Annotated in this window: 14 protein-coding genes; 3 read left to right on the top strand and 11 right to left on the bottom strand. The window is 74.6% G+C overall.

Annotation, left to right across the window (positions count from 1 at the left end; genetic code table 11):
- Positions 1–5: 5 nt before the first annotated feature.
- The 7 genes from ACZ7BZ_RS10315 to ACZ7BZ_RS10285 all read right to left on the bottom strand — a co-directional run bounded on the left by ACZ7BZ_RS10315 (position 6) and on the right by ACZ7BZ_RS10285 (position 13,540).
- Positions 6–860: a class I SAM-dependent methyltransferase gene (locus ACZ7BZ_RS10315; protein WP_470357978.1), complete on the bottom strand. Its 855-nt coding sequence runs from the start codon at positions 858–860 to the stop codon at positions 6–8.
- Between the two features lie 221 nt (positions 861–1,081).
- Positions 1,082–3,664, bottom strand: coding sequence for an ABC transporter permease (locus ACZ7BZ_RS10310; RefSeq protein ID WP_470357977.1), 2,583 nt, complete (start codon positions 3,662–3,664; stop codon positions 1,082–1,084).
- On the bottom strand, positions 3,658–4,446 hold the full coding sequence (locus ACZ7BZ_RS10305; RefSeq protein ID WP_470357976.1) for an ABC transporter ATP-binding protein: 789 nt from the start codon (positions 4,444–4,446) through the stop codon (positions 3,658–3,660). Before ACZ7BZ_RS10305 ends, ACZ7BZ_RS10310 begins: the two co-directional genes overlap by 7 nt.
- 100 nt (positions 4,447–4,546) lie before the next feature.
- Complete coding sequence (locus ACZ7BZ_RS10300; protein ID WP_470357975.1) at positions 4,547–9,259, bottom strand: DNA repair ATPase; 4,713 nt, start codon at positions 9,257–9,259, stop codon at positions 4,547–4,549.
- Between the two features lie 24 nt (positions 9,260–9,283).
- Positions 9,284–11,305, bottom strand: coding sequence for a flotillin family protein (locus ACZ7BZ_RS10295; RefSeq protein ID WP_470357974.1), 2,022 nt, complete (start codon positions 11,303–11,305; stop codon positions 9,284–9,286).
- A 65-nt stretch (positions 11,306–11,370) separates the two neighbouring features.
- Positions 11,371–12,135, bottom strand: coding sequence for a hypothetical protein (locus tag ACZ7BZ_RS10290; protein ID WP_470357973.1), 765 nt, complete (start codon positions 12,133–12,135; stop codon positions 11,371–11,373).
- Between the two features lie 277 nt (positions 12,136–12,412).
- Positions 12,413–13,540, bottom strand: a complete 1,128-nt coding sequence (locus ACZ7BZ_RS10285; protein WP_470357972.1) for a PucR family transcriptional regulator — start codon at positions 13,538–13,540, stop codon at positions 12,413–12,415.
- 249 nt (positions 13,541–13,789) lie between these two features.
- On the opposite strand from ACZ7BZ_RS10285, the gene ACZ7BZ_RS10280 reads away from it, so the two are divergent.
- The gene (locus ACZ7BZ_RS10280) at positions 13,790–14,551 is read left to right on the top strand and encodes a tyrosine-protein phosphatase (protein WP_470357971.1); all 762 of its coding nucleotides are present in this window, start codon (positions 13,790–13,792) and stop codon (positions 14,549–14,551) included.
- Between the two features lie 96 nt (positions 14,552–14,647).
- On the opposite strand, the gene ACZ7BZ_RS10275 is transcribed toward ACZ7BZ_RS10280, so the two are convergent.
- Together ACZ7BZ_RS10275 and ACZ7BZ_RS10270 are read right to left on the bottom strand one after the other, a co-directional pair.
- Positions 14,648–15,508 (bottom strand): ABC transporter permease, encoded by an 861-nt coding sequence (locus ACZ7BZ_RS10275; RefSeq protein ID WP_470357970.1) that lies wholly within the window; start codon positions 15,506–15,508, stop codon positions 14,648–14,650.
- Entirely contained in the window at positions 15,505–16,416 is a 912-nt protein-coding gene (locus ACZ7BZ_RS10270) for an ABC transporter ATP-binding protein (RefSeq protein ID WP_470357969.1), read from the bottom strand. The genes ACZ7BZ_RS10275 and ACZ7BZ_RS10270 overlap by 4 nt, the downstream gene beginning before the upstream one ends.
- A 134-nt stretch (positions 16,417–16,550) precedes the next feature.
- Here ACZ7BZ_RS10270 and ACZ7BZ_RS10265 point away from each other — a divergent pair, with 134 nt between their 5' ends.
- Both ACZ7BZ_RS10265 and ACZ7BZ_RS10260 read left to right on the top strand, forming a co-directional pair.
- Positions 16,551–17,882 (top strand): sensor histidine kinase, encoded by a 1,332-nt coding sequence (locus ACZ7BZ_RS10265; protein WP_470357968.1) that lies wholly within the window; start codon positions 16,551–16,553, stop codon positions 17,880–17,882.
- Positions 17,879–18,535 carry a response regulator gene (locus ACZ7BZ_RS10260; protein WP_470357967.1) on the top strand — a complete coding sequence of 219 codons (657 nt, stop codon included), beginning with the start codon at positions 17,879–17,881 and terminating at the stop codon, positions 18,533–18,535. The genes ACZ7BZ_RS10265 and ACZ7BZ_RS10260 overlap by 4 nt, the downstream gene beginning before the upstream one ends.
- Positions 18,536–18,789: 254 nt before the next feature.
- Here ACZ7BZ_RS10260 and ACZ7BZ_RS10255 read toward each other — a convergent pair whose 3' ends face one another.
- Both ACZ7BZ_RS10255 and ACZ7BZ_RS10250 read right to left on the bottom strand, forming a co-directional pair.
- Complete coding sequence (locus ACZ7BZ_RS10255; RefSeq protein WP_470357966.1) at positions 18,790–19,899, bottom strand: hypothetical protein; 1,110 nt, start codon at positions 19,897–19,899, stop codon at positions 18,790–18,792.
- A gap of 371 nt (positions 19,900–20,270) precedes the next feature.
- Positions 20,271–20,936, bottom strand: a complete 666-nt coding sequence (locus ACZ7BZ_RS10250) for a hypothetical protein (protein WP_470357965.1) — start codon at positions 20,934–20,936, stop codon at positions 20,271–20,273.
- Positions 20,937–21,018 lie beyond the last annotated feature (82 nt).

Here is a 21,018-nt window from a genome sequence, read left to right as displayed (position 1 = left end):
GGTGGTCACCTCGAAGGCTTGACGGCGGTGTGAACGTACCAAACGACGTACTCGCGGACGGCGTACATCTCCACCGTGGAGCGGAGGTTGAGCCACTTCGCCGGATCGCCGCAGCGGCGCATCAGCTCCCACGGGACGCGGAAGCAGGCGTGCACGGCCTCGGTGAACGGCTGGTAGTACGCGGTCGCGTCCAGCGCCTCCTCGACCTCGAAGCCGGCCTCGGTGAGCAGTCGCGGCAGGTTGCCCGCGTGGTAGAGCCGGGCGCCGTTCATCGACATCGCGTCCAGGTACGGTTCGAGCAACTCGCGGGCAGCAGAAGGCAGTTCCTCCAGTGGGCCGGGGGTCATCGGGCCGAGCAGCACCAGCCGCCCGCCCGGGCGCAGCACCCGGTGGAACTCGGCCAGGGCGCGGGCCGGACGGTAGGAGTGGACCAGCGTCTCCATCGAGTACGCCCCGTCGAACTCATCGTCACCGAAGGGGAGTTGATGGTAGTCGGCCCAGGAGAAGGCGGTCTGTCCGTCCAGTGCGGCCCGGGCGCTCAGCCGGCGGGCCTCGCTGAGGTGGAAGTCCAGCACGTCGACCCCGGTGACCACGAGCCCGAACCGCGCCGCCATCGCCCGCGCCACCACCCCCGCCCCGCAACCCGCGTCCAGCACCCGCGCGCCCACCGGCAGCGCCAGCTTGCGGCCGAGCACGTCCTCCAACTGCCGCTGGGCCCGCCACAGCCGCCACTTCGACTGCCCCGGCTCCGTCCACCCCCAGTGCCGGGCGTTGCGCCCCACCCGGCGGTAGAACCACCGGCTCCCCGGCCGCCCGTACACCCGGCGCAGCCCGGTGAGATCGAGTTCCTGAACGCCCATGCGGGAACGCTAGCCGCGCACCCGCTCCCCCTCCCGGCGACGCCACGCGCGACTGGGCCGCCGGAACGGATCGTGCGCTCGTCGGACGGGGTGACCATCCGACCGGGGCCTCCTGCGGCCGCGCACGATCAGCCCCGTCGCCGCGCCGAGCGGAGAGACCGCCGCGCCGAGCGGAGAGAGCGCCGCGCCGAGCCGGGAGGGGGACCGGGCGCGCAGCCGGTTCAGGCCGCGCCCGCAGCGCCGCGCAGGAGGGGCTGGCCGTCGCGGCCGCGCAGGGCCAGGGCTGTCGGGAGTACCGCCGCCGTCAGGGCGATCGCCGCGCAGGCGGCGGCGAGTACGCCCATCGCCGTCCAGGGCACCATCGCCGGCGTCGGGCCGACCAGGGCGGTCAGTGCGGCCCAGGAGCCGCCGACGCTGATGGCGGTGCCGAGCACACCGAGCAGGGTGCCGGCGGCCACGCACATCAGGGTCTCCACGGCGACGGTGCGCAGCACCTGGCCCCGGGTGGCGCCGGCCAGGCGGAGCAGGGCGAGCTCCGGCCGGCGGTCGCTGACCGTCATCACCAGGGAGTTGGCCAGGGCGATCGCCGCGTAGCCGATGGCCAGGCCGAGGATCATCAACAGGGCGTCCCAGGCGGCCTGTTCGGTGCTGTCGGAGGCGGCCGACCAGACCTCCTCGGGGGTGTTGAGCCGGGCGCCCAGGCCGGTCACGGCGGTTCGCAGCGCGGCGGCGGCCTGCTGGGGGTCGGTGCCGGGCAGCACCCGCAGGTCGATCCGGCTCGCGAGGGCCGGGCCGCCGACGCCGCCGGGGCCGTTGACGCCGGTGGTGACGGCGTCCGGGTCGGTCACCCAGGCCTGGACGGTCTCGGCGCCGCTGCCGAGCAGGGCGGCGACCCGGAGGTTCCGGGGGGTGCCGTCGGCCAGCCGGACCGCGACCTGCCCGCCGACCCGGGGCGAGCCCGGCCAGGTGCGGCTGAGCGCGACCGAGCCGGGGCCGAGGTCGGCGAGCGAGCCCGCGACCACCGGCAGCCGGTCGACCTCGGCCAGTGCGGCCGGGTCCGCCGTGGCGGCGCCGAGCGGCACCAGGGCCTGGCCGGTCGGGTCGACGGCCATCAGCGAGGTCGGGGTGATGACCAGTGCCCGCACCCCCGGGACGGCCCGGACCCGCTCCACCACGGCCCGGTTCAGCCCGGGGGTACCGGCCGGGCTGACCACCAGGTCTGCGGCGGACAGCTGGTGGCGGACCTCGCTGACCTGCGCGCGGTTGATGGTGTCGATGCTGCCGAGCAGGCATCCGGAGAAGGCGATCACCAGCACCACCGGGGTGGTGGTCGCCGCGGTGCGCCGGAAGGCGGTCAGCGAGCTCTGCCGGGCGGTGGCCCAGACGATGCCGCCGGCCTCTTCGGCGGGGCGCCCGCGCACCCGGCCCACCAGTGCGGGCAACGCGGTCAGCAGCCGGATCGCCGGCCCGGCCAGGACGGCCGCCAGCAGCACGCAGCCGGCCACGACGGCCAGCAGCAGGGCCAGCGAGTCGGCGGCGTTGGCCGCCGCGTCCGGCCAGGTGCGGGCCGTCAGTACCAGGGCGACGATGCCGCCGCCCAGCACCACCAGGCCGCTCACCCAGCGGAACACCAGCGCGCCGCGCGAGCGCCGCTCCACGTCCGCGTCCGCGAGCGCCTCGCCGGGGCTGATCAGCCCGGCCCTGAGCGAGGAGATCAGCACGCCGCCGAACGCGGTCAGCAGCCCGACGGCGCCCGCGACCAGCAGCCCCCACCAGGTGACCGGCACGGTGAACTCGGCGGGCACCATGTCGTGGTCGACCAGCCAGCGGCCGGCCGGCGCCGCCCCGGCCGCGCCCAGTCCGCAGCCGGCGGCGGAGGCCAGCACGCCGACCACCAGCGCCTCCCGGTTGACCAGGGCGCGCAGCTGCCGACGGGTGGCGCCGATCAGCCGCAGCAGCGCGAGTTCGCGGCGGCGCTGGGCGATGGACAGCGCGAAGGTGCCGGCCACCACGAACACGGCGGTGCCGCTGGAGACCGCGGCGGACAGGCCGAGCGGGGTCTGCACGTCGTCCAGCCGGCTGCTGACCTCGGCGTGGTGCGGGTCGACCTGGCTGCGCTCGGGGCCGGTGAGCACCCGGGCGACGCTCGCGCCGCCGGCCGCGTCGACGGCCCGGCGCACCGCGTCGACGGGGCCGAAGGCGGCCAGCACGCCGACGGCGGGGCAGTAGCGGGCGGCCTGGGCGTCGGTGAAGAACACGGCGTGCTCGAAGGCCTCGGCCTCGGTGACGCCGGAGACCGTCGCGGTGTGCGGGCCGTCGGCGGTGACGTACCGGACCTGCCGGCCGACCAGCTCCGGGCTTCCGCCGCCGATCACGACCTGGTCGTCGGCCGCGGGGGCGGTGCCGGCGGTGAGCCGGTAGCCGCCCAGGGCCGCGCCGGACCAGGCGCGCCCCACCTGGCCGCGCGGGCCGTCGGCGAGCTGGGCGTAGAAGGTGCGGTCGGCGACGGTCGGGCCGGTCGCGGCGACGGCGGTGATCAGGGCGGCGGGCAGGCCCGGCTGGGCGGGGACCGGGGTGGGCTGGGGGTCGCCGCCGCTCGCGGGGGTGAAGTCCACGTTCAGGTCGGCGGTCACCAGGACCGGGGCCTGGGAGAAGCGCTGACGGCCCTGGTCGGGGACGTCGGCGGTGGCGGCGATGACCAGCAGCGAGGTGGCCATCAGGGCGACGCCGCAGGCCAGCGCGATGAAGCTGCCGACGAACGATGCCCAGCGGAGCCGGACGGAGGCGAGCGCAAGGGTCAGCATGCGACGGCCTCCAGCGAACCGGCCTCCAGCGAACCGGTCTCCAGCGAACCGGCCTCCAGCGCGGTCATCCGGGCGGCGACCTGCTCGGCGGTGGGCCGCTCGAGCGAGCCGGCCAGCCGACCGTCCCGGAGGAAGAGCACCCGGTCCGCGTAGGAGGCGGCGACCGGATCGTGGGTGACCATGACCACCGCCCGGCCCGGGTCGTCGGCCGTCCTGCGCAGCAGGGCGAGCACCTCGCGGCCGCTGGTGGAGTCCAGCGCGCCGGTCGGCTCGTCGGCGAGCAGCACGGCGGGGCGGGCGAACAGTGCCCGGGCGATGGCGACGCGCTGCTGCTGCCCGCCGGACAGCTCGGCCGGTCGGTGCCCGGCCCGGTCGGCGAGGCCCACGGCGGCCAGTGCGGCGGTCACCTCGGCCGGTGCGGGGCGGCGGCCGGAGAGCCGGGCCGGGAGCGCGACGTTCTGGGCCGCGGTCAGCGCGGGCAGCAGGTTGAAGGACTGGAAGACGAAGCCGATCCGCTCCCGGCGCAGCACGGTCAGCTCCTTGTCGCGCAGTCCGCCGAGGACGGTGCCGTCGACCCGCACTTCGCCGCCGTCGATGGCCTCCAGGCCGGCCGCCGACCGCAGCAGGGTCGACTTGCCGGAGCCGGAGGGGCCCATGACGGCGGTGAAGGTGCCGAACGGGAACCCGATGGTCACGTCGTCGAGGCCGATGACGGGTTCGGGCCCGCGCCGGTAGGTCCGGCGGACGGAGCGGAGTTCGACGGCGAGGTCGGTGGCGTTCATGATCCCCATCCCACCGTCCGGGGCGGGGGTGGCTCAATGGCCAGGGGTTCACTTCCGGGGGTGTAGCTGGCTACACCCCCGCGTGCCACCGGCGCCTCGGCTACACCTCCTCGCGCCACCTGCGCTTCAGCTGCTCCCAGCGCGCCGACTGCTCCGGCGTCAGGGCGCCGCGCAGCTCCGCCAGCTTCAGCAGCTGGGCCTCGGCCTCGGCGCCGAGCGGTTGGGCCTCGGCCCGGTAGTGGTCGGTGAGCAGGGCGTCGAGTTCCGGCCGGGTGAGGGCGGGGTCGAGGCGCTGGGCGAGCTTGGCCATGTTGCGGTAGGAGCCCTGGAGCAGGAACGGCGGCTCGGTGCGGGCGCGGTCGTCCTGGGCGGCGGAGGCGAGGTAGGCGCGGTTGACGGCCAGCACGGTGCCGCGCAGGTGGAGCAGTCCGGCCAGTACGGCGGTCATCCGCTCGGCCTCGGCGGCCGGCCAGGCGCCGGCCAGGGTGCCGCCGGGGGTGCCGGAGGCGCGGGCGAGCAGGGTGTCCAGGTCGGCGCGTTCGGCGGTGGCCAGCGGGGCCAGGTGGGGGCTGGCGGGCAGGGCGTTCTCGACGAAGCTCAGGGCGAAGAGGTCCTCCCGGCCGGCCACCGCGTCGCCGAGGTTCCAGACGTCGGCGCGGTTGGCGAGCATGTCGGGCAGTCGGAAGAGCCGGCCGGACTCGGTGTACGGGTTGGCGGCCATCACCACCGCGAAGCGCTTGCCGCGCAGGTCCCACTCGCGGGCCTCGCCGTCGTGGACGCCGTCGATCCGGCGCTGGGCGTCGCAGAGCGGGATGAAGCGCTGCAGGAACTCGGGCGAGGTGTGCTGGACGTCGTCCAGGTGGAGCAGCACGTTGTCGCCCGCGTGCAGGGCGAAGTTGAGCTTCTCCAGTTCGCGTCGGGAGGTGGCGTCGGGGGCCTCGGCCGGGTCCAGTGAGGTCACCCGGTGGCCGAGGGCGGGGCCGCTGACCGAGACCAGCAGCAGGCCGAGCCGCTCGGCGAGGTACTCGACCAGGGTGGTCTTGCCGTAGCCGGGCGGGGAGACCAGCAGCAGCAGGCCGCTGCGGTCCACCGGCCCGCCGGTGTCGGTGCTGCCGAGCTGCTTGGCGAGGTTGTCGCCGATCAGCGGCAGGTACACCTGGTCGATCAGCCGGTTGCGGACGAAGCCGTTGAGCGGCGCGGGCCGGTACTGGTCGAGCCGCAGCCGGGCGTGCTCGGCGGCCAGCAGTTCGCCGCGCAGCCGCTGGTAGGCGCGCTGGCCGGGGGCGTCGACCCGCTCGAACTCGCGCACGCGGGAGAGCAGTTCGTCCAGTCGCAGGTCGAGCGATCCGCCGGTCAGCCGGGGGTGGTCGCCGAGCAGTCCGGTCAGCCGGATGCCGACGGCGCCCTCGGCGGGGCGGCGCGGCAGGGCCGGGCAGAGCAGCACGGCGGCGGCCTCGGCGCGGTCGCCCGGGTCGGCGTCGCCGGCGGCCGACTCCAGCCAGGCGGAGGCCAGTTGGCGCCGTACCGGGAGCAGCGCAGGGTCGTCGGGGAGGGTGGCCAGGGCCTGGGTCAGCCCGGCGGACTCGGGGGCGGCGTGGAACTTCTCCAGCAGCGCGCCGGCTCCGGCCGAGTGGGCGAAGCTCGGTGCGGCGGCGGCGAGTTCGGCCACCAGGTAGTCGCCCGCGCCGACCGCGCCGGGGGTGAACTCCGCTACGGCTGCGGAGAGTTCGCGGGCCAGCTCGGCCAGTGCCGGGACGGTGCCGCCGTACGCCTGCCGGGCGAGGCCGAGCGAGCGGGCCCGGGTGTGCCAGACCAGCCGCTGCCGGTCGTCCGTGCCGTGCGCCCAGTACAGCTGGGCGGCCGCCCGGGCCTCCGCCGGGTGGCGCAACAGGCCCGCCTCGGCGTCGAGTTCGAGCAGGGCGCGGAGCACCAGTGCCGCGTCGTGGTCGTGCACCCCACGCTGGTAGCCCTCGTCCGGGCGCTGCTCTGCGGCCCGGCGGACGTACTCCAGGAGGTCCGCGTCGGAGGACAGCGAGCCCGGTTCGGCGGCCAGCAGCAGGCTGGCGGCCAGGTACTCGGCCCGGTAGAGCGCGGGTGTCTCGGAGGGCAGCGGGCGGGACCAGTAGCGCTCGGTGGCGGCGAAGGCGGGGTCGGTGACGGGGGCGCGGTAGCCGGTGCCGGTGAGGGTGAAGGCGGGGCGGCCGTGCCAGGGCAGCAGGGTGAGTTCGGGGCGCTGGGTGGTGACGGTGAACAGGTGGCGGCCGAGTCGCAGGGTGCCGGGGCCGTCCCCGGCGAGTTCGGCGCGGTCGCGCAGGGCGCGGTGGGCGCGGCCGCGGGCGGCGCGCAGCTGTCCGGTCAGCTCCTCGGCCCGGACGGTGTCGCCGAGTTCGGTCAACCGGCCGGCGAGGTCGCGGAGTTTGACGGCGGTCGGGTCGGCGGCCAGGGCGGCGTCGATCTCGGCGGCGGTGCCGAGGGCGGCGAGGCGCCGGTGCAGGGTGTCGAGGATGCGCTCGGCAGAGGCGGCCAGCCGGTCGGCGCGGCCGGCCCGCTCCTCCAGCAGGTGCTGGCGGCGGGCGGTGAGCGCGTCGTGGATCTCGGTGCGGCGTTCGGCGAGCTGTTCGCCGAGTGAGGGGTCGGCGTCGGCGAAGCGGGTCTCCAGCTGCTCGATCCGCAGCAGCAGTCGGCCGAGCCGGTCGTCGCAGGCCTCGGGGGTGTCGGCGGCGGCGAGGGCCGCGGTGACGGCCTGGGCGAGCAGCGCCGTCTCGGCGGCGAACTCGGCGGCGGCCTCGCGGGTGCGCAGTTCCCGGCGGCGGACGGTCAGCGTGGAGCGGCCCCGGTTGAGCAGCCCGAGCACGTCGGCGAGCCGGTCCAGGATCGCGGTGCGGGTGGTGGCGTCGGCCAGGTCGAGGGTGCCGACCAGCTCCGAGACGGTCTGCAACGCCTCGCTCTGCTCGGCCAGTCGGGCGGACAGCGGCTCCGCCTCGGCGGCGGTGGTGATGCCCGCGCAGCGATCGGCGAGCTCGCCGGCCCGGTGCCGGTGCGGCTCGAAGGCCGCGGGTTCGGCGAGCTGGCCGACGGCCCGGCCGGCGGCCTCGGCCAGCCCCTCGGCGAGGTGTGCGGAGAGCGCGTCGATCCGCTGGGGGTCGGCCCGGGGCAGGTCGCGCAGCGCCTCCACCCGGCCCTGGGCGCGGCGCAGGGCGGCCAGCCGGTCGACCCACTCGGCGGCGTCGGCGAGGGTCTCGCCGCGCGCGGTGCGCAGCAGGCCCTCGACGTGCTCGGCGGTCTCCTCGGTGCGGGCCGCGGCGTGCGCGGTGAGCTGGGCGATCGCCTCGTACTCGGCGATCACCTGCCGGGTGGTGTCGCGGATCGCGGCGAGCGGCGCGGCGAGGTCGCCGAGGCCGTCCTGGCCGAGCCAGTGGTGCCGGTCGGCGGTGCGGGCGCAGGCGGCGAGCACGGCCCGGTGCCCGGCCGGAGTGTCGGCGCCCGCGGCGGCCAGCCGGGCGAGGGCCAGGCAGTCGGCCAGGCCGCGGACCAGGTCGGCGTTGCCGATCCGGGCCAACGGGCCGGTTCCGGGAGGCTGTTCGGCGGCGTGCCGTTCGCTGGTGAACGGGCTCTGCCACAGCTGGACGGGGTGCAGCCGGGTGGGGCCGTCCTCGGCGGGGCGCAGCGCGATCAGGGTGCCGTCGTCGAGCAGCGCGTAGCCCTGGCAGGCGAGCGGGGTGGCGGCCTCCTGGCGGACGGAGTTGTACGGCTGGAGCAGCGCGTGCCCGTCGGTGGTGGAGCGGAACTCGTAGAGCACGTCCTCGCCGTTGGGGGAGAGGACGGTGCGCTCGTAGGCCAGGCCGTCCACCGGCTGGTCGAAGGTGCGCACGGTGCCGTCGGCGAGGTGGCAGCCGCCGGGGAAGGCGACGCCCTGGTCTGCGGGCAGTCGCAGGCAGGCCCGGCCGAGGGCGTCGATCCGGGTGACCTGGCCGGTGGGCAGGTGGACCACCAGGTGCCGGACGGTCTCCTCCTGGTACGGGCGCACCCGCACCAGCAGCAGGGTGGCGAGCCGGGCGTGGGCGATCTGGGCGTCGGCGAGGGTCTGCAGGGCCTCGGCGAGCGGCTCGTGGTGCAGTTCGCGGCCGTCGGGGGTGGTGAGGGTGAGCCGCCCGCCGTCCACGCCGAGGTGGACCTCCCCGGCGAGGTCGGCGCGCGGTGCGCTGCCGGGGGCGGCGGGCAGCTGGTCGTCGCGGGTGAGCGGCGTCCAGTCGAGCTGCTGGCCGTCGGCCGGGGTGTGGTCGCGTTCGCCGCGCCCGTCCTGGTAGTCGGCCCGGTCCTCGTCCAGGCGCCAGCGCAGCACCCGGACGTCGGCGGCGGCGGGGCCGGTGCGGAAGACGGCGAGCAGCCGGCCGCCGACCGGGCGCAGCCGTTCCAGTCGGGCGTCGCGGAAGTAGCGGCGCAGGTCGGCGAGGTCCTGGCGCAGCCGGGGGTCGTTCAGCAGGGCGCCGCCGGTGGGGGAGAGGTCGTCGGGCCGGTAGAGGCCGAGGACGTCGGCGAAGTCCTCGGCGCCGTCCAGCACTTCGGCCGGCCGGGTGCCGAGCAGCAGCCGGCCGCCGACGGCGGTGAGGTCCTGCGGCAGGCAGGGCCGGGCGGTGGTGAGCCGCCCGGTGCCGGTGAGCCGGAGCTCCCCGCCACCGAACTCCTCGACCCGACGGGCGTTCAACGCCTTTGCACGACCGGTGAGTTCGGCGGCGGACCGGGCGAGCCGGCGGCGCAGGACCTCGTAGTTGCCGGTGTCGGGCCGGGCGTCGTCGAGGGCTTCCACGGTCACGTTCCCCAGGTGCTCGGCGGGTGGCTACTTGCTGCCGTTCAGGGAGGCGCCGGCCAGCGCCCCGATCGGGGTCTCGGCGATCCCCAGCCTCTTGGCGGAGTCCAGCAGTTGGCGCAGCTGTCCGGCCTGTTCGCCGCCGCCGCCGATCAGCTTGAGCAGCAGCGCGGACACCGTGAGGTTCTGCACGTCCGCGGTGGACACCGAGGACAGCACCCGGGTGAGGTCCTCGGTGAAGCTGGCCCGGCCGTCCAGCCAGGGCCCGGCCAGTGCCTGGGTGGTCCGCGAGTGGCCGACGAAGGCGTCCACGCTCTTGCCGGCCGTCACCGACTGCACCAGCTTGTCGAAGAACACCGAGTCGCCGCCGACGATGTCGATCTTCGCCTTCTCCAGCCCGGTCGCGACCAGCGCGGCCTGGGCCTCGGCGATCTGCCGCTGCGTGTCCAGCCCGGCGAGCCGGACGTCCTTCTCGGCGGCCAGCCGCAGCCGGTACTCCTCGTGCCCGCGCGAGGCCTCGTCCAGCTTGGCCATCGCCGCGGCCTTCTCGGTCAGGCCCTCGGCCTCCGCCTTCAGCTTGGCACCGACCTCCAGCGCGGCCGCCTTGGCCTTCTCGGCCTGGACGGCGGCCTCGGCGCGGCCGACCTTCTCCACCGCCGCGGCCTCCTGCTCCCGCACCTGGACCCGGGCCAGCCCCTCGGCGGCGGCCTCCGCCCGGACGCCCTCGGCCAGCTTGACCTTGGCGGCGGCGTCCAGTTCGGCGGCCTGCTGTCGGGCCTCGGCCAGCACCAGCGACTCGCGGGCCTTGTGCGAGGCGGCCTGCTCGGCTGCCTCGGCGGCCTTGATGTCCTTGACGAGCCGCTCCTGTGCCTCCGCCTCGGCCTGGATGACGACGGCCTTGCGCACCCGCTCGGCCTCCTCGACGGCCCGCAGGGTCTTGACGGCCTCCTCCTGCTCGGCGACGGTGCGGTCGACCGCGACCCGCTCGCGGACCACGTCGGCGACCTCCCGGCGGCGCGACTCGACCTCCTTCTGCTTGGCCATGACGGCGAGTTCGGTCTCCCGCTCGCGGCCGACGACCTCCAGCAGCCGGTCCTTCTCGATCCGCTCGTTCTCCACCGCGATCACCCGCTCGCGGTTCTTCTGCGCCACCGCGACCTCACGTGCCTGGTTCTCCCGCTGCACCCCGAGCAGTTCCTCGGTGCGCAGGAAGGCGGTCTGGGCGTTGAGCCGCTCCTCCTCCTGCACCCGGGCGATCACCGCGTCCTCCTTGGCCCGCAGGGTCTCGATCTCGCGGCGCTGGCGGATCTCGGCGTCGGCCTGGCGGCGTTCGAGCTCCAGGACGGTCTCCCGGGCGTCCACGTTCTGCCGGGTGATCTCCTTCTCCTCGGTGCGCTGGTACTCGTTGGTGCGCACGTGCTCGATCGCGGTCAGTTCGGTGATCTTGCGGATGCCCTGGGCGTCCAGGATGTTGTCGCTGTCCAGCTGGCTCATCGGGGTCTGTTCGAGGTGGTCGATGGCCGCGTCCTCAAGGGTGTAGCCGTTGAGGTCGGTGCCGATGACCGCGATGATCTGGTCCCGGAACTCGTGCCGGTGGGTGTAGAGGTCGGTGAAGTCCAACTGCTTGCCGACGGTCTTCAGCGCCTCGGCGAACTTCGCCGCGAAGAAGTCCTGGATCGCCTGCGGGTCGGAGGCCCGGGCGGTGCCGATCGACTGCGCGACCTTGACGACGTCCTCGACGGTCTTGTTCACCCGGACGAAGAAGGAGATCCGGATGTCCGCCCGGATGTTGTCCCGGCAGATCAGGCCGTCCCGGCCCGCCCGGTGGATCTCCACCGTCTTCGCCGTGATGTCCATCAGCTCGGCCTTGTGCAGGACCGGCAGGACGATCGCCCCGGTGAAGGTGACGTCCACGCTCCTGGTCCGGGAGACGATCAGTGCCTTGCCCTGCTCGACCTTCTGGAACAGGCGGCCCACGAAGAGCAGCGCGGCGAGCAGGATGAGGAGCACGACGGCGATGAGTACGCCGAAACCCACGGCGATGGTGTCCATCACGGAGTCCTTTGACGGAGATGGTGGTGCGAAGTGGTTGTGTTCGGAAGAGAACCGACGTGACGTCAGAGGCCTGGCGGGGACGGGTCGAACGGCGCCACCAGGAAGTGCTCGCGGTCCGCGTCGTAGTCGTAGATCAGGGCGGTGCGCCCGGCCGTCAATCCCGGCTCGGTGTCCGGGGTGCGGACCTGCAGGGTCGCGGTGGAGCCGTCCTCGGCGGTCACCTCGGCCTGCCCGAAGTCGGCCGTCACCCGGCCGGTGCGGATCACGCAGACCCGGCCGACGAAGTCCCCCCGGGTGATCGGCCGGTCCTGCGGGAACAGCCGCCGCAGCGGCCGGACGAGCACCCGGGTGCCCGCCCAGGAGGCGACCAGCGCGACGGCGAACACGCCGCCGCGCGCTGGTGCCCCCGAGGTCAGGACGGTGCCGGCCAGGCTGACGAACCAGGCGAGCGCGACCAGCAGCGACACCGCCACCGTCGCGGGTACCCCGCCCAGCCCCAGCGCGTCCAGCACGCCCCCGTGGTGGCCGGCACCCCGCCCCCCGTGGGCACCGTCGTGGGCGTTCCCCCCGCCGGCACCGTGCCCGCCGGACGCCCCGTGGGCCACGTGCCCCCCGGCACCGTGCCCGACGTGACCCACCGGGTCCACGTGCCCGGCGTGCCCGGTACCCAGGTGGTGCCCGACGCCGTGCCCCCCGTGCAGGGCGTCGAACCCCAGGCCGCCGATCAGCATCAGCAGCCAGTACCCGGTGACCACCACCAGCGCGAAGCTGAACAGCGCCGTCGGAAAGGCCAGCGCGGCCGCGAAGAAGTCCCCCGTCCCGGCCATGCCCCCCGCCCTTCCCACGGCGCCGCACATCGGCGCCGGGGAGATCATGGCAGCGGGGGAGGCGTCCGCACATTGCCAGGATCCGGCAATCTTTACGGCCTTTTGACACCCTGGTACGCGCGCTCGCCGTGACATTGCGACAGCCGGGCAACAGGGCGGCCCCGGGCGGGTCGTCCGGGGTTTGCCGATCTCTTTCGGCAAGCTCTCCCGGGTCCTTCCGCGCCCCTCCCGGGGCCCCTTCCGGCGTTCCTTTCCCGGCAGTCGTCCCGGACGCGCCCTACAGCGGCTGCTCCGGCCAGTTCAGCAGCCGGGCCCCCATCGCCGCCGTCTCCAGGGTGAAGCGCTGCAGGGCGTCCGCCGGGTCGTAGCCGGTGAGCGCCCTGATCCGCTCCAGCCGGTAGCCGAGGGTGCGCACGCTCAGGCCCAGCCGGCGCGCCGCCTCCGCGTTCACGTACGCCGCCTCCGCCTGCACCGCGATGGTGTCCAGCAGCGGACGGGCGCCGCCGCGCGCCTCGGTCAGCGGGCCGAGCACGCTGCGCACCAGGTCGGCCATCGCCGCCCGGTCGCGCATCAGCACCGGGAAGACCAGCAGCTCCTCGGCCTTCAGCAGGCGGGCCGGCAGGCCGAGCCGCTGGGCGTAGTCCAGGGCGTCCAGTGCCTCGTCGTAGCTGCGCAGCACCCCGCTGGCGCCCGAGTGCCGGCGCCCGGTCGCCACCCGCAGCACCGGGCGGTAGCCGGAGCCGGGGCGCAGTGTGAGGTCCGCGAAGGCCTCCAGCACGGCCCGCTCGGAGTCCGGGGCGATGCACACCAGCCGGCCGTCCTTGCTGGCCAGCAGGACGTCCCGCTCGCCGAACCGCCCGGCCAGCTCCCGCTCCACCCGGTGCACCATCGGATGGACGTCCGCGAACGGCTCCTCGCCCACCGCCACCGCCACCGTGTACGCGCCCGCCAGCCGCAGCCCGAACCGCTCCGCGCGCTCGGCGAGCAGCCCGAGGTCGGTGCGGCCGTGCAGCAGGTCGTCGATGAACTCCCGCCTGGCGGCCTCTTCCTGACGGACCGCCAGGCGCTGCGCCCGCTCGTGGCCCTCGCCCAGCGCGGCCAGTGCGGCGTCGGTGGCGGCCAGCACCGCGTCGCCCATCCGGCGCAGCTCGCCGATGCTGGCGGCGGCGGTCGTCCCGGGCAGCGTCTGCCAGGCCCGCCGGGCCGCCGCCAGGCAGTGCGCGACCACCTCGCGCAGGCCGTAGCCGGCCTCGGCGCAGTGCTCGCCCAGCCGGCGCAGGCGCTCCAGCTCGTCCCGGCGCAGCAGGCGCCCGGTGCGGGAGACGTCGGCGAGCAGGAGGAGGTAGGCCTCGGCCAGCTCGGTGGGTATGTCGTTCTCGTTGCCGTTGTCGTTGGTGTCGTTCACCGCGCGCTGCCAACCCCCGTGTGGCCTGGATTTTCGGCGGTGAACCTTATCAGGATCCTAACGGTCGGGGGCCCCGCGCGGTCCTGGTCCGCCGTTCCGAGGTGCCCCCGGCGGGGTGGGGCGGAGGATGGAAGGGGCGCCGTCGGGAGGCCGTGGCTTGCCCGGCGCCCCGGTGAGGCGTTAGACATCTAGATGTCCTGTTGGACGTCCTGCTCCGCCCGGCGCGGCTCCACCCGAAAGGCCACCCGCATGTCCCTGGTCAACTTCCGCGATCCCGCCGTCCTCAGCGATCCCGAGGGCCTGCGGGTCCGCCCCGGTGTGCTGTACCGCTCCGCCCAGCCCTACCCGGCCGCCGACGAGGCCGTCGTCGCCCAGCTGCGCTCCTGCGACATCCGCACCGTCGTCGACCTGCGCGACCCCCGGGAGACCCGCCCCGACGACTGGGCCGCCGCCGAGGCCGCGGGCATAGCCGTGGTCGCCGCCCCGGTGAATCCGGCCACCGACGTCCTCACCGCCCGCATGGCGACCATGACCACCGCCGCCGACCTCGGCGAGTTCTACCTGCTGCTCGCCGAGTCCGCCCCCGCCGCCGTCGCCGCCGCCGTCGAGGCCGCCACCCGTCCCGGCGCCGTCCTGCTGCACTGCGCCGCCGGCAAGGACCGCACCGGCCTGCTCACCGCGCTGCTCCTCGATCTCCTCGGCGTGCCCGCCGAGCGCATCGTCGCCGACTACGCCCGCACCTCCGACGCCCTCCCGCAGATCTTCGCCAACCTCGCGGAGCGTCACCGCACCGCCCTCAACGGCCAGGGCGCCACTCGCGTCACCGACTCCGACGGCCGCACCCTCACCATCCCCGCCCCGCTGCTGGAGGCCCCCGCCGAGGCGATGACCGTCTTCCTCGGCCAGGTCCGCTCCCGCCACGGCGGCGCCGAGGCCTTCCTCCCCGCCTGCGGCGTCCCGGCCGCCACCCTCGGCGCCTTCCGCGCCAAGGCGGCGGTCACCACGGCCTGAGCCGCCGCCCTCGTCCCGGGTGCCCGCCCGAACGCCCGCACCCGCTGCCCGCCGAGACCGGGTGGCGGCTCGGCGGGCGGCGGGTGCGGGAGGGCCTCACACGTCCCGGCGTCGGACCACGACCACCGTCACCGCCATCGCCACGACCGCCCACGCGCCCATGGTGATCCAGGAGTCCAGCACGCTCGGTGCCCACTTGCTGATCGTGGTCGAGGAGTCGGGGTTGTAGGTCAGCCGGTTGACGGTCTCCATCGGCAGGTGGGCGCCGATCTCGTGCAGCCAGCGGTAGCGGTCCCCGTCGAACATCAGCGGCAGGATGAAGAACAGCATCACCAGGGAGACGATCGAGGCGGTGGCGTGCCGCAGCACCGCGCCCAGCGCCATGCCGATCAGCGCGCAGACCGGCACGATCGCCGCGTAGCCGAGGACGGCCCGCAGGCTGACCCCTTCGGTGATGGAGAGCCCGACGTGCCGGGAGGCAAGCATCGCGTTGCCGCCGAAGAAGGACGCCGTCGACACCACCACCCCGGCCAGCGCGGTGATCCCGCCGATCAGCAGCACCTTGGCGGCGATCACCCCGCGCCGGTCGGGCACGGCGGCGAAGGTGGTGCGGATCAGGCCGGTGGTGTACTCGCCGAACACGGTGATCGCCCCGAGGCTGCCGGCCGCGATCGCCATCAGGTAGCAGGAGGTGCTGCTGAGGCTGTGGTACAGCGCGTCGTACCGGTACGGGGGGAAGCCGGGCATCGGGGCCGGCGGGTGGTCGATGTACGTCAGGTCGCTGTGGACGGCGTTCAGGTTGATCACGATCGCCGTCAGCGAGGCCAGCGCCAGCACCCAGTACGTCGAGCGCAGCGAGCGCAGTTTGATCCACTCGGCGGCGAGCAGGTCGGTGAACCGGGGCGCCGGTTCGGTGACCCGGGCGCTCTCCGTACGGGTCAGGGTCATGGTGCTCATCGGGCCTCTCCTGCCAGGTACTCGACGCTGTCTGCGGTCAGGGACATGAACGCCGACTCCAGGGACGACGTCCGGGCGGTCAGCTCGTGCAGCACCAGCCCTTCCCGCAGCGCCAGTTCACCGATCCGCTCGACGGCCATCCCGGTGACGATGCCGAACTGCGGCTCCACCAAGCCGACTTCGGCCCCCTCGGTGCGCAGGGCCTCGGCCAGCCGGGGGAGTTCCGGCGCCCGGACGGCCACGCTCGACTCCGCGTGGCGGGCCGAGAACTCGACCAGGGACTCGTCGGCGATCAGCCGGCCGCGGCCGATCACGATCAGCCGGTCGGCGGTGTGCTCCATCTCGGCCATCATGTGGCTGGAGACGAAGACGGTACGGCCCTCGTCGGCGAGCCGGCGGAACAGTCCGCGCACCCAGAGCACGCCCTCCGGGTCCAGCCCGTTCAGCGGCTCGTCGAAGAGCAGCACGGGCGGGTCGCCGAGCAGGGCGCCGGCGATGCCCAGGCGCTGCTTCATGCCCAGCGAGTAGCCGCCGATCCGCCGCCCCGAGGCCTTGCCGAGGCCGACCTCGGCGAGCACCTCGTCCACCCGCCCGAGCGGGATCCGGTTGCTGCGGGCCAGCGCCGACAGGTGGGCCCGGGCGCTGCGGCCGCCGTGCACGTCGCTCGCGTCCAGCAGTGCGCCGACGTGCCGCAGGCCGCGCGGTCGGCCGGCGAAGGGCACGCCGTCGACGGTGACGGTGCCCTCGGTGGGGGTGTTGAGGCCCAGGATCATCCGCAGCGTGGTGGACTTGCCCGCGCCGTTGGGGCCCAGGAAGCCGGTGACGGTGCCCGGCCGGACGGTGAAGGTCAACTGGTCGACGGCCGTGGTGCCGCCGTACCGCTTGGTCAGTCGCTCGATCTCGATCACGGGGACAACAGTGCCGTTCAGGACCGTGGTCGGGCATCGGGCGGCGGGACACAACCGCGGGTCGCCACCCCCGCCCCCGGGATTACTCCCGCGGGCCAATGCGCCGCCACTCCGCCCGCCGCTACCATCGCGTCATGATCACCGAACCCCGCCCGCCCCTGCTCAGGCGCCTGCCCGCGGGCGTGTGGGTGGCGGCGCTCTGGACGACCATCGTGGTGTTCCGGTTCTTCACCCGGGACAACGAGTTGCACCACCTCTTCGACTACAACGGCAACACCGAGGACATGCCCCTGGTGGTCACGGCCGTGGTCACCACCCTGGTCGCCTTCCTGCTGGTCCGGCTGCCGCTGGCGGCCGTCGCGGTGGCGCTGGCGGGCGGCGTCTACGCGCTCGGGATGTGGACCGTCCCGACGGCGCCGGTGCAGTTCCTGATCGCCGAGGTGGTGGTGGGCTACTGCGTGGTCACCCGCTCCCGGCTGGTCTCCACGATCGCGGTGTCGATGCCGCTGGCCGTGCTCGCCACCCTGTTCACCTGGGGCGCCGTCAACGACTACACCGTGAACCCGTACGCCTACCTCGGACTCGCCGCCACCGTGCTGATCGCCTGGCTGATCGGCAACACCGTGCGCCAGAGCCGCGCCCACGCCGAGGCCCTGCGCGGCAGGGCCTCCGAGCAGGCCGTCACCGCCGAACGGCTGCGCATCGCCCGCGAGTTGCACGACATGGTGGCCCACAACATCGGCATCATCGCGATCCAGGCGGGGATGGGCAGCCGGGTCATGGACACCCAGCCCGCCGAGACCCGCAACGCGCTGGACGCCATCGAGGCCACCAGTCGGGAGACCCTGGCCGGGCTGCGCCGGATGCTCGGCGCGCTGCGGCAGGGTGACGGGGAGGCCGCGCCGCTCGAAGTCGCCCCCGGGCTCGACGAGTTGGACCGACTGGTGGAGCGGACGGCGGGTGCCGGGGTGCGGGTCGCGCTCACCCGGCGCGGCGAAGCCCGTGCGCTGCCGGCCGAAGTGGACCTCGCCGCCTTCCGGATCGTCCAGGAGTCGGTCACCAACGTGGTCAAGCACTCCGGCACCCGGGACTGCCACGTCACCGTCGAGTACGGCGCGGAACGGCTCGCCGTCACCGTCGTCGACCTGGGCGCGGGCACGGCCATCCACACCCCCGGCACCGGCTACGGCCTGGCCGGCATGCGGGAGCGGGTCGCCCTGCTGCACGGCGAGTTCAGTGCCGGTCCGCGCCGCGAGGGTGGCTTCCGGGTCGCGGCCCTGCTGCCGATCCCGGCGGCACCGGCGGCACCCACTACGTTCGTAGTTCCTGCCGCGCCGGCGGAGTCCACTGCGCCCGTAGAGTCCGCCGCGCCCGCCGAATCCACTACGCCCGCCGAATCCACTACGCCCGCCGAATCCACTGCGCCCGCAGTACCCGCAACAGCCGCCCCGGAGGTGGGACCGTGATCCGCGTCGTCCTGGTCGACGATCAGCCGCTCATCCGCACCGGCCTGCGGGTGCTGATCGCCGACGCCCCCGATCTGGAGGTGGTCGGCGAGGCCGGCAACGGCGCCGAGGCCGTCGAACTGGTCGGCCGACTGCGCCCGGACGTCGCCGTGATGGACATCCGGATGCCCGGCATGGACGGCATCGAGGCCACCCGCCGGATCCTCGCCGATCCGGAACTGCCCACCCAGGTCCTCGTCCTGACCACCTTCGACGACGACGACTACGTGTACGGCGCGCTGCGCGCCGGGGCGAGCGGCTTCCTGGTCAAGGACCTCGCCCTGGAGACCATCCTGGACGGCGTGCGAGTGGTCGCCGCCGGGGACGCCCTGCTAGCCCCCGCCATCACCCGCCGCCTGATCGGCGAGTTCGCCGCCCGTCCGGAGGCGGCCGGCCGGCCCCGGAAGTCCGCCGAGGGCATCACCGAGCGCGAGCGCGAGGTGCTCACCCTGGTCGGCCGCGGCCTGTCCAACACCGAGATCGCCGAGGAACTCACCATCAGCGTGGCCACCGCCAAGGCGCACGTCGCCCGCCTGTTCGCCAAGCTGGGCGCCCGGGACCGGGTGCACCTGGTCATCCACGCCTACGAGTTCGGCCTGGTCGCACCGTCCTGAGACCGCATCGGCCCGGGCCGGGACCCACCCCGGCCCGGGCAGCGCGAAGCGCCGGGGCGGGTCCGCACGACCCGCCCCGGCGCCTCCACCCGCACCGGACCGTCAGGGCACGAGACCCCTCTGTCCCCTCGGATCCGCCGGATCATTCGGTTCTCGAACCGCCCCACGCCGCCCGGGAACCGGGGCTCACGCAGGGGCCCGGCGTCCCGCGCTCACGCGGTGATGCTCTGGACCCCGCGCTCACGCAGTGGTGCTCAGGGGACGATCGCGTGCGAGATCTGGCACGCGCTGACCGCGTTCGACCAGGTGCCCTGCATCGCGAACGAGCCGGTCGCGAAGGCCACGTTCTGCGAGCCGCCGGTGCCGCCGACGCCCTTCCAGGAGCACTTGTCGGCGTTCTCGGCGCCGGAGGAGTCGGTCCAGCCGCCGGCCGGGTTCTGGTCGGTGACGGTCTCCGCGTACTCGTGCCCGAACACCATGGTCACGCCGTCCAGCAGGCCCGCGGTGCCGCTGTTGACGTAGTTCTGGCCGCAGGAGGTGCCCATGTCGGTCACGTACGGGTCGTTGCTGAACGCCACGTCGCCGTAGGGCGAGGTGGCCGCGCCGCCGGTCAGCGTGGTGTCGCCGTTCCAGTCGTGCCAGGCGCAGAAGTTGCCGGTGGAGGTGTTGAAGCCGTCCGGGTGGGTGCCGGTCGGCGAGAGCACCACGTACTGGGCGTTGCGGTTGGCGGCGGCGGTGGTGTTGCCGAAGTGCCCGGCGGCCTTGATGGCCTCGTTGGCGATCTGGTTGCCGGTGGCCTGGCCCGGGGCGGCGGCGGAGGTGTCCACCCAGACGCCGGCCAGCGCGCCACCGGTCGGGTAGCCGACGTGCGCGGCGGTGGAGCCGCAGCTGGTGGAACCCTTGGCGACGCCCTCGCAGTACTGGGTCATGACGCCGGACCAGGTCTCGTTGTTGGTACCGAGGCCCTTGAACAGCTGCTGCGCCCGGACGGCCTCGCCGGACGGGTCGCCGGACAGGGTGGTGTAGCCGTTGGCGTCGGTGCCCGCGGTGCCCCACTGGGAGCCCCAGAAGATCACGTACACCTTCGGCGCGCCGGTGGTGACGCCTATGCCGTCGACCCCGCCGCCGAACTTCAGGTTCGTCGTGCGGGCGGTGGCGGCGGAGTTCGTACCGGCGTGCTCGGCGCTCTCCTTGGTGGGGACGGCACCATGCCGGTAGGGGTGGCTGTTCCCGGCGAACTCGCTGCCCGGCTGGTCGGCCTGGGCGGCCGGGGCGGCGGCGAATCCGGCGGCGGCCAGCGCCAGCGCGCTGAGCCCGGTCAGGGCCCGGACACGCGTCCGGCGGGAGGTGGGGGACATGCCCATCGTGAGGGTTCCTCTCTGCCTGCCGACCGCGCACCGGTGGGGCGCGGCGACACCATGGGGGGACAAATCGGGAGGAGCGACGACGGCAAGCCGGGTGCCACCGACCGTTCGTCATGAACAGTCAGCGAAGCGGGGATGGGGGACCGGTTCGCCGTCGGGGTCCGAAGCAAACCAGAGCAGCTGAAACCGGGTCAACGAGGGCAAGAGTAAGACCAACGCCAAGAGCGGCCCCGAAAAAGGTATAGAACGCCAAAAGCCCCCAGCTGGCCACTCGTTGATGCGCGTAGCGCAGGCGAATCTCAACAGTTGAGGGGAGGTTCTACACCGTATGGCCCGCTACCGCGCGGCCCGTTCCGCGGCCGGTGGCCGGTTCACGCCGTCGGGGTCTCCAGCTCGGCGATCCGCATGATCCGCCCGTGGGAGTCCAGCACCACGTCGTAGGCGTTGCCGTCGCAGGCGTACGGGTCGGCGGGGTCGCGCTCGGCGAGGCAGTCGTTGAGGTGGGTGACCAGGTCGTCGAGCTGGACGGGCTTGGCTGAGTCCCGGTGCGGGCGGTCGACCAGGGTGGCGGTGACGCCGGCGGCGGCGAAGCCGTAGTGGACGGGGGAGCCGGTGGCCTCGTAGCGCGCCGGGGTGCAGGCGAAGCGGGCGGGCTGGGCGGTGAGTTCGGCGGGGCCGGCGGCGACCACGATCAGCACCTGGTGGCCGGGGTCCGGCGCCGGGGCGGTGCACTCCGGATCGGCGGAGGGGTCAGCGGCGGCGGGGGCGGTGCCCGAGGGGTCGGTGGCCGAGGGGTCGGCGTCGGAGGGTGCGGCGACGGAGGGTGCGGCGACGGTACCCGCGGTGGGGTACGTCCCGTCCTCGGCGAAGTCGTCGTCGTCGAGCAGCGGGTCGTCCAGGCCGTCGTCGGCGAGGGCCGCGGCCGCGGAGGCGGCGGCGACCGTCGGCCGGGAGTCGGCGGGCGTGCAGCCGGTGAGGCCGACGAGGGCGGTGCCGGTCAGCGCGGCGGCGGCGAGGAGGATGCGGGACACGGCCATGGCGCAAGTCTCCCCGGGCGTCGGTGGTGGTCGGCACCCGGGTACACGAGCGGTTCCCGCCGCACGGTTCCCGCCCCCGCCG

Source organism: Kitasatospora sp. NPDC036934, from assembly GCF_055608425.1.
Note: the sequence above shows the minus strand (reverse complement) of the source record. Positions and strands in the feature narration are given on the sequence as shown.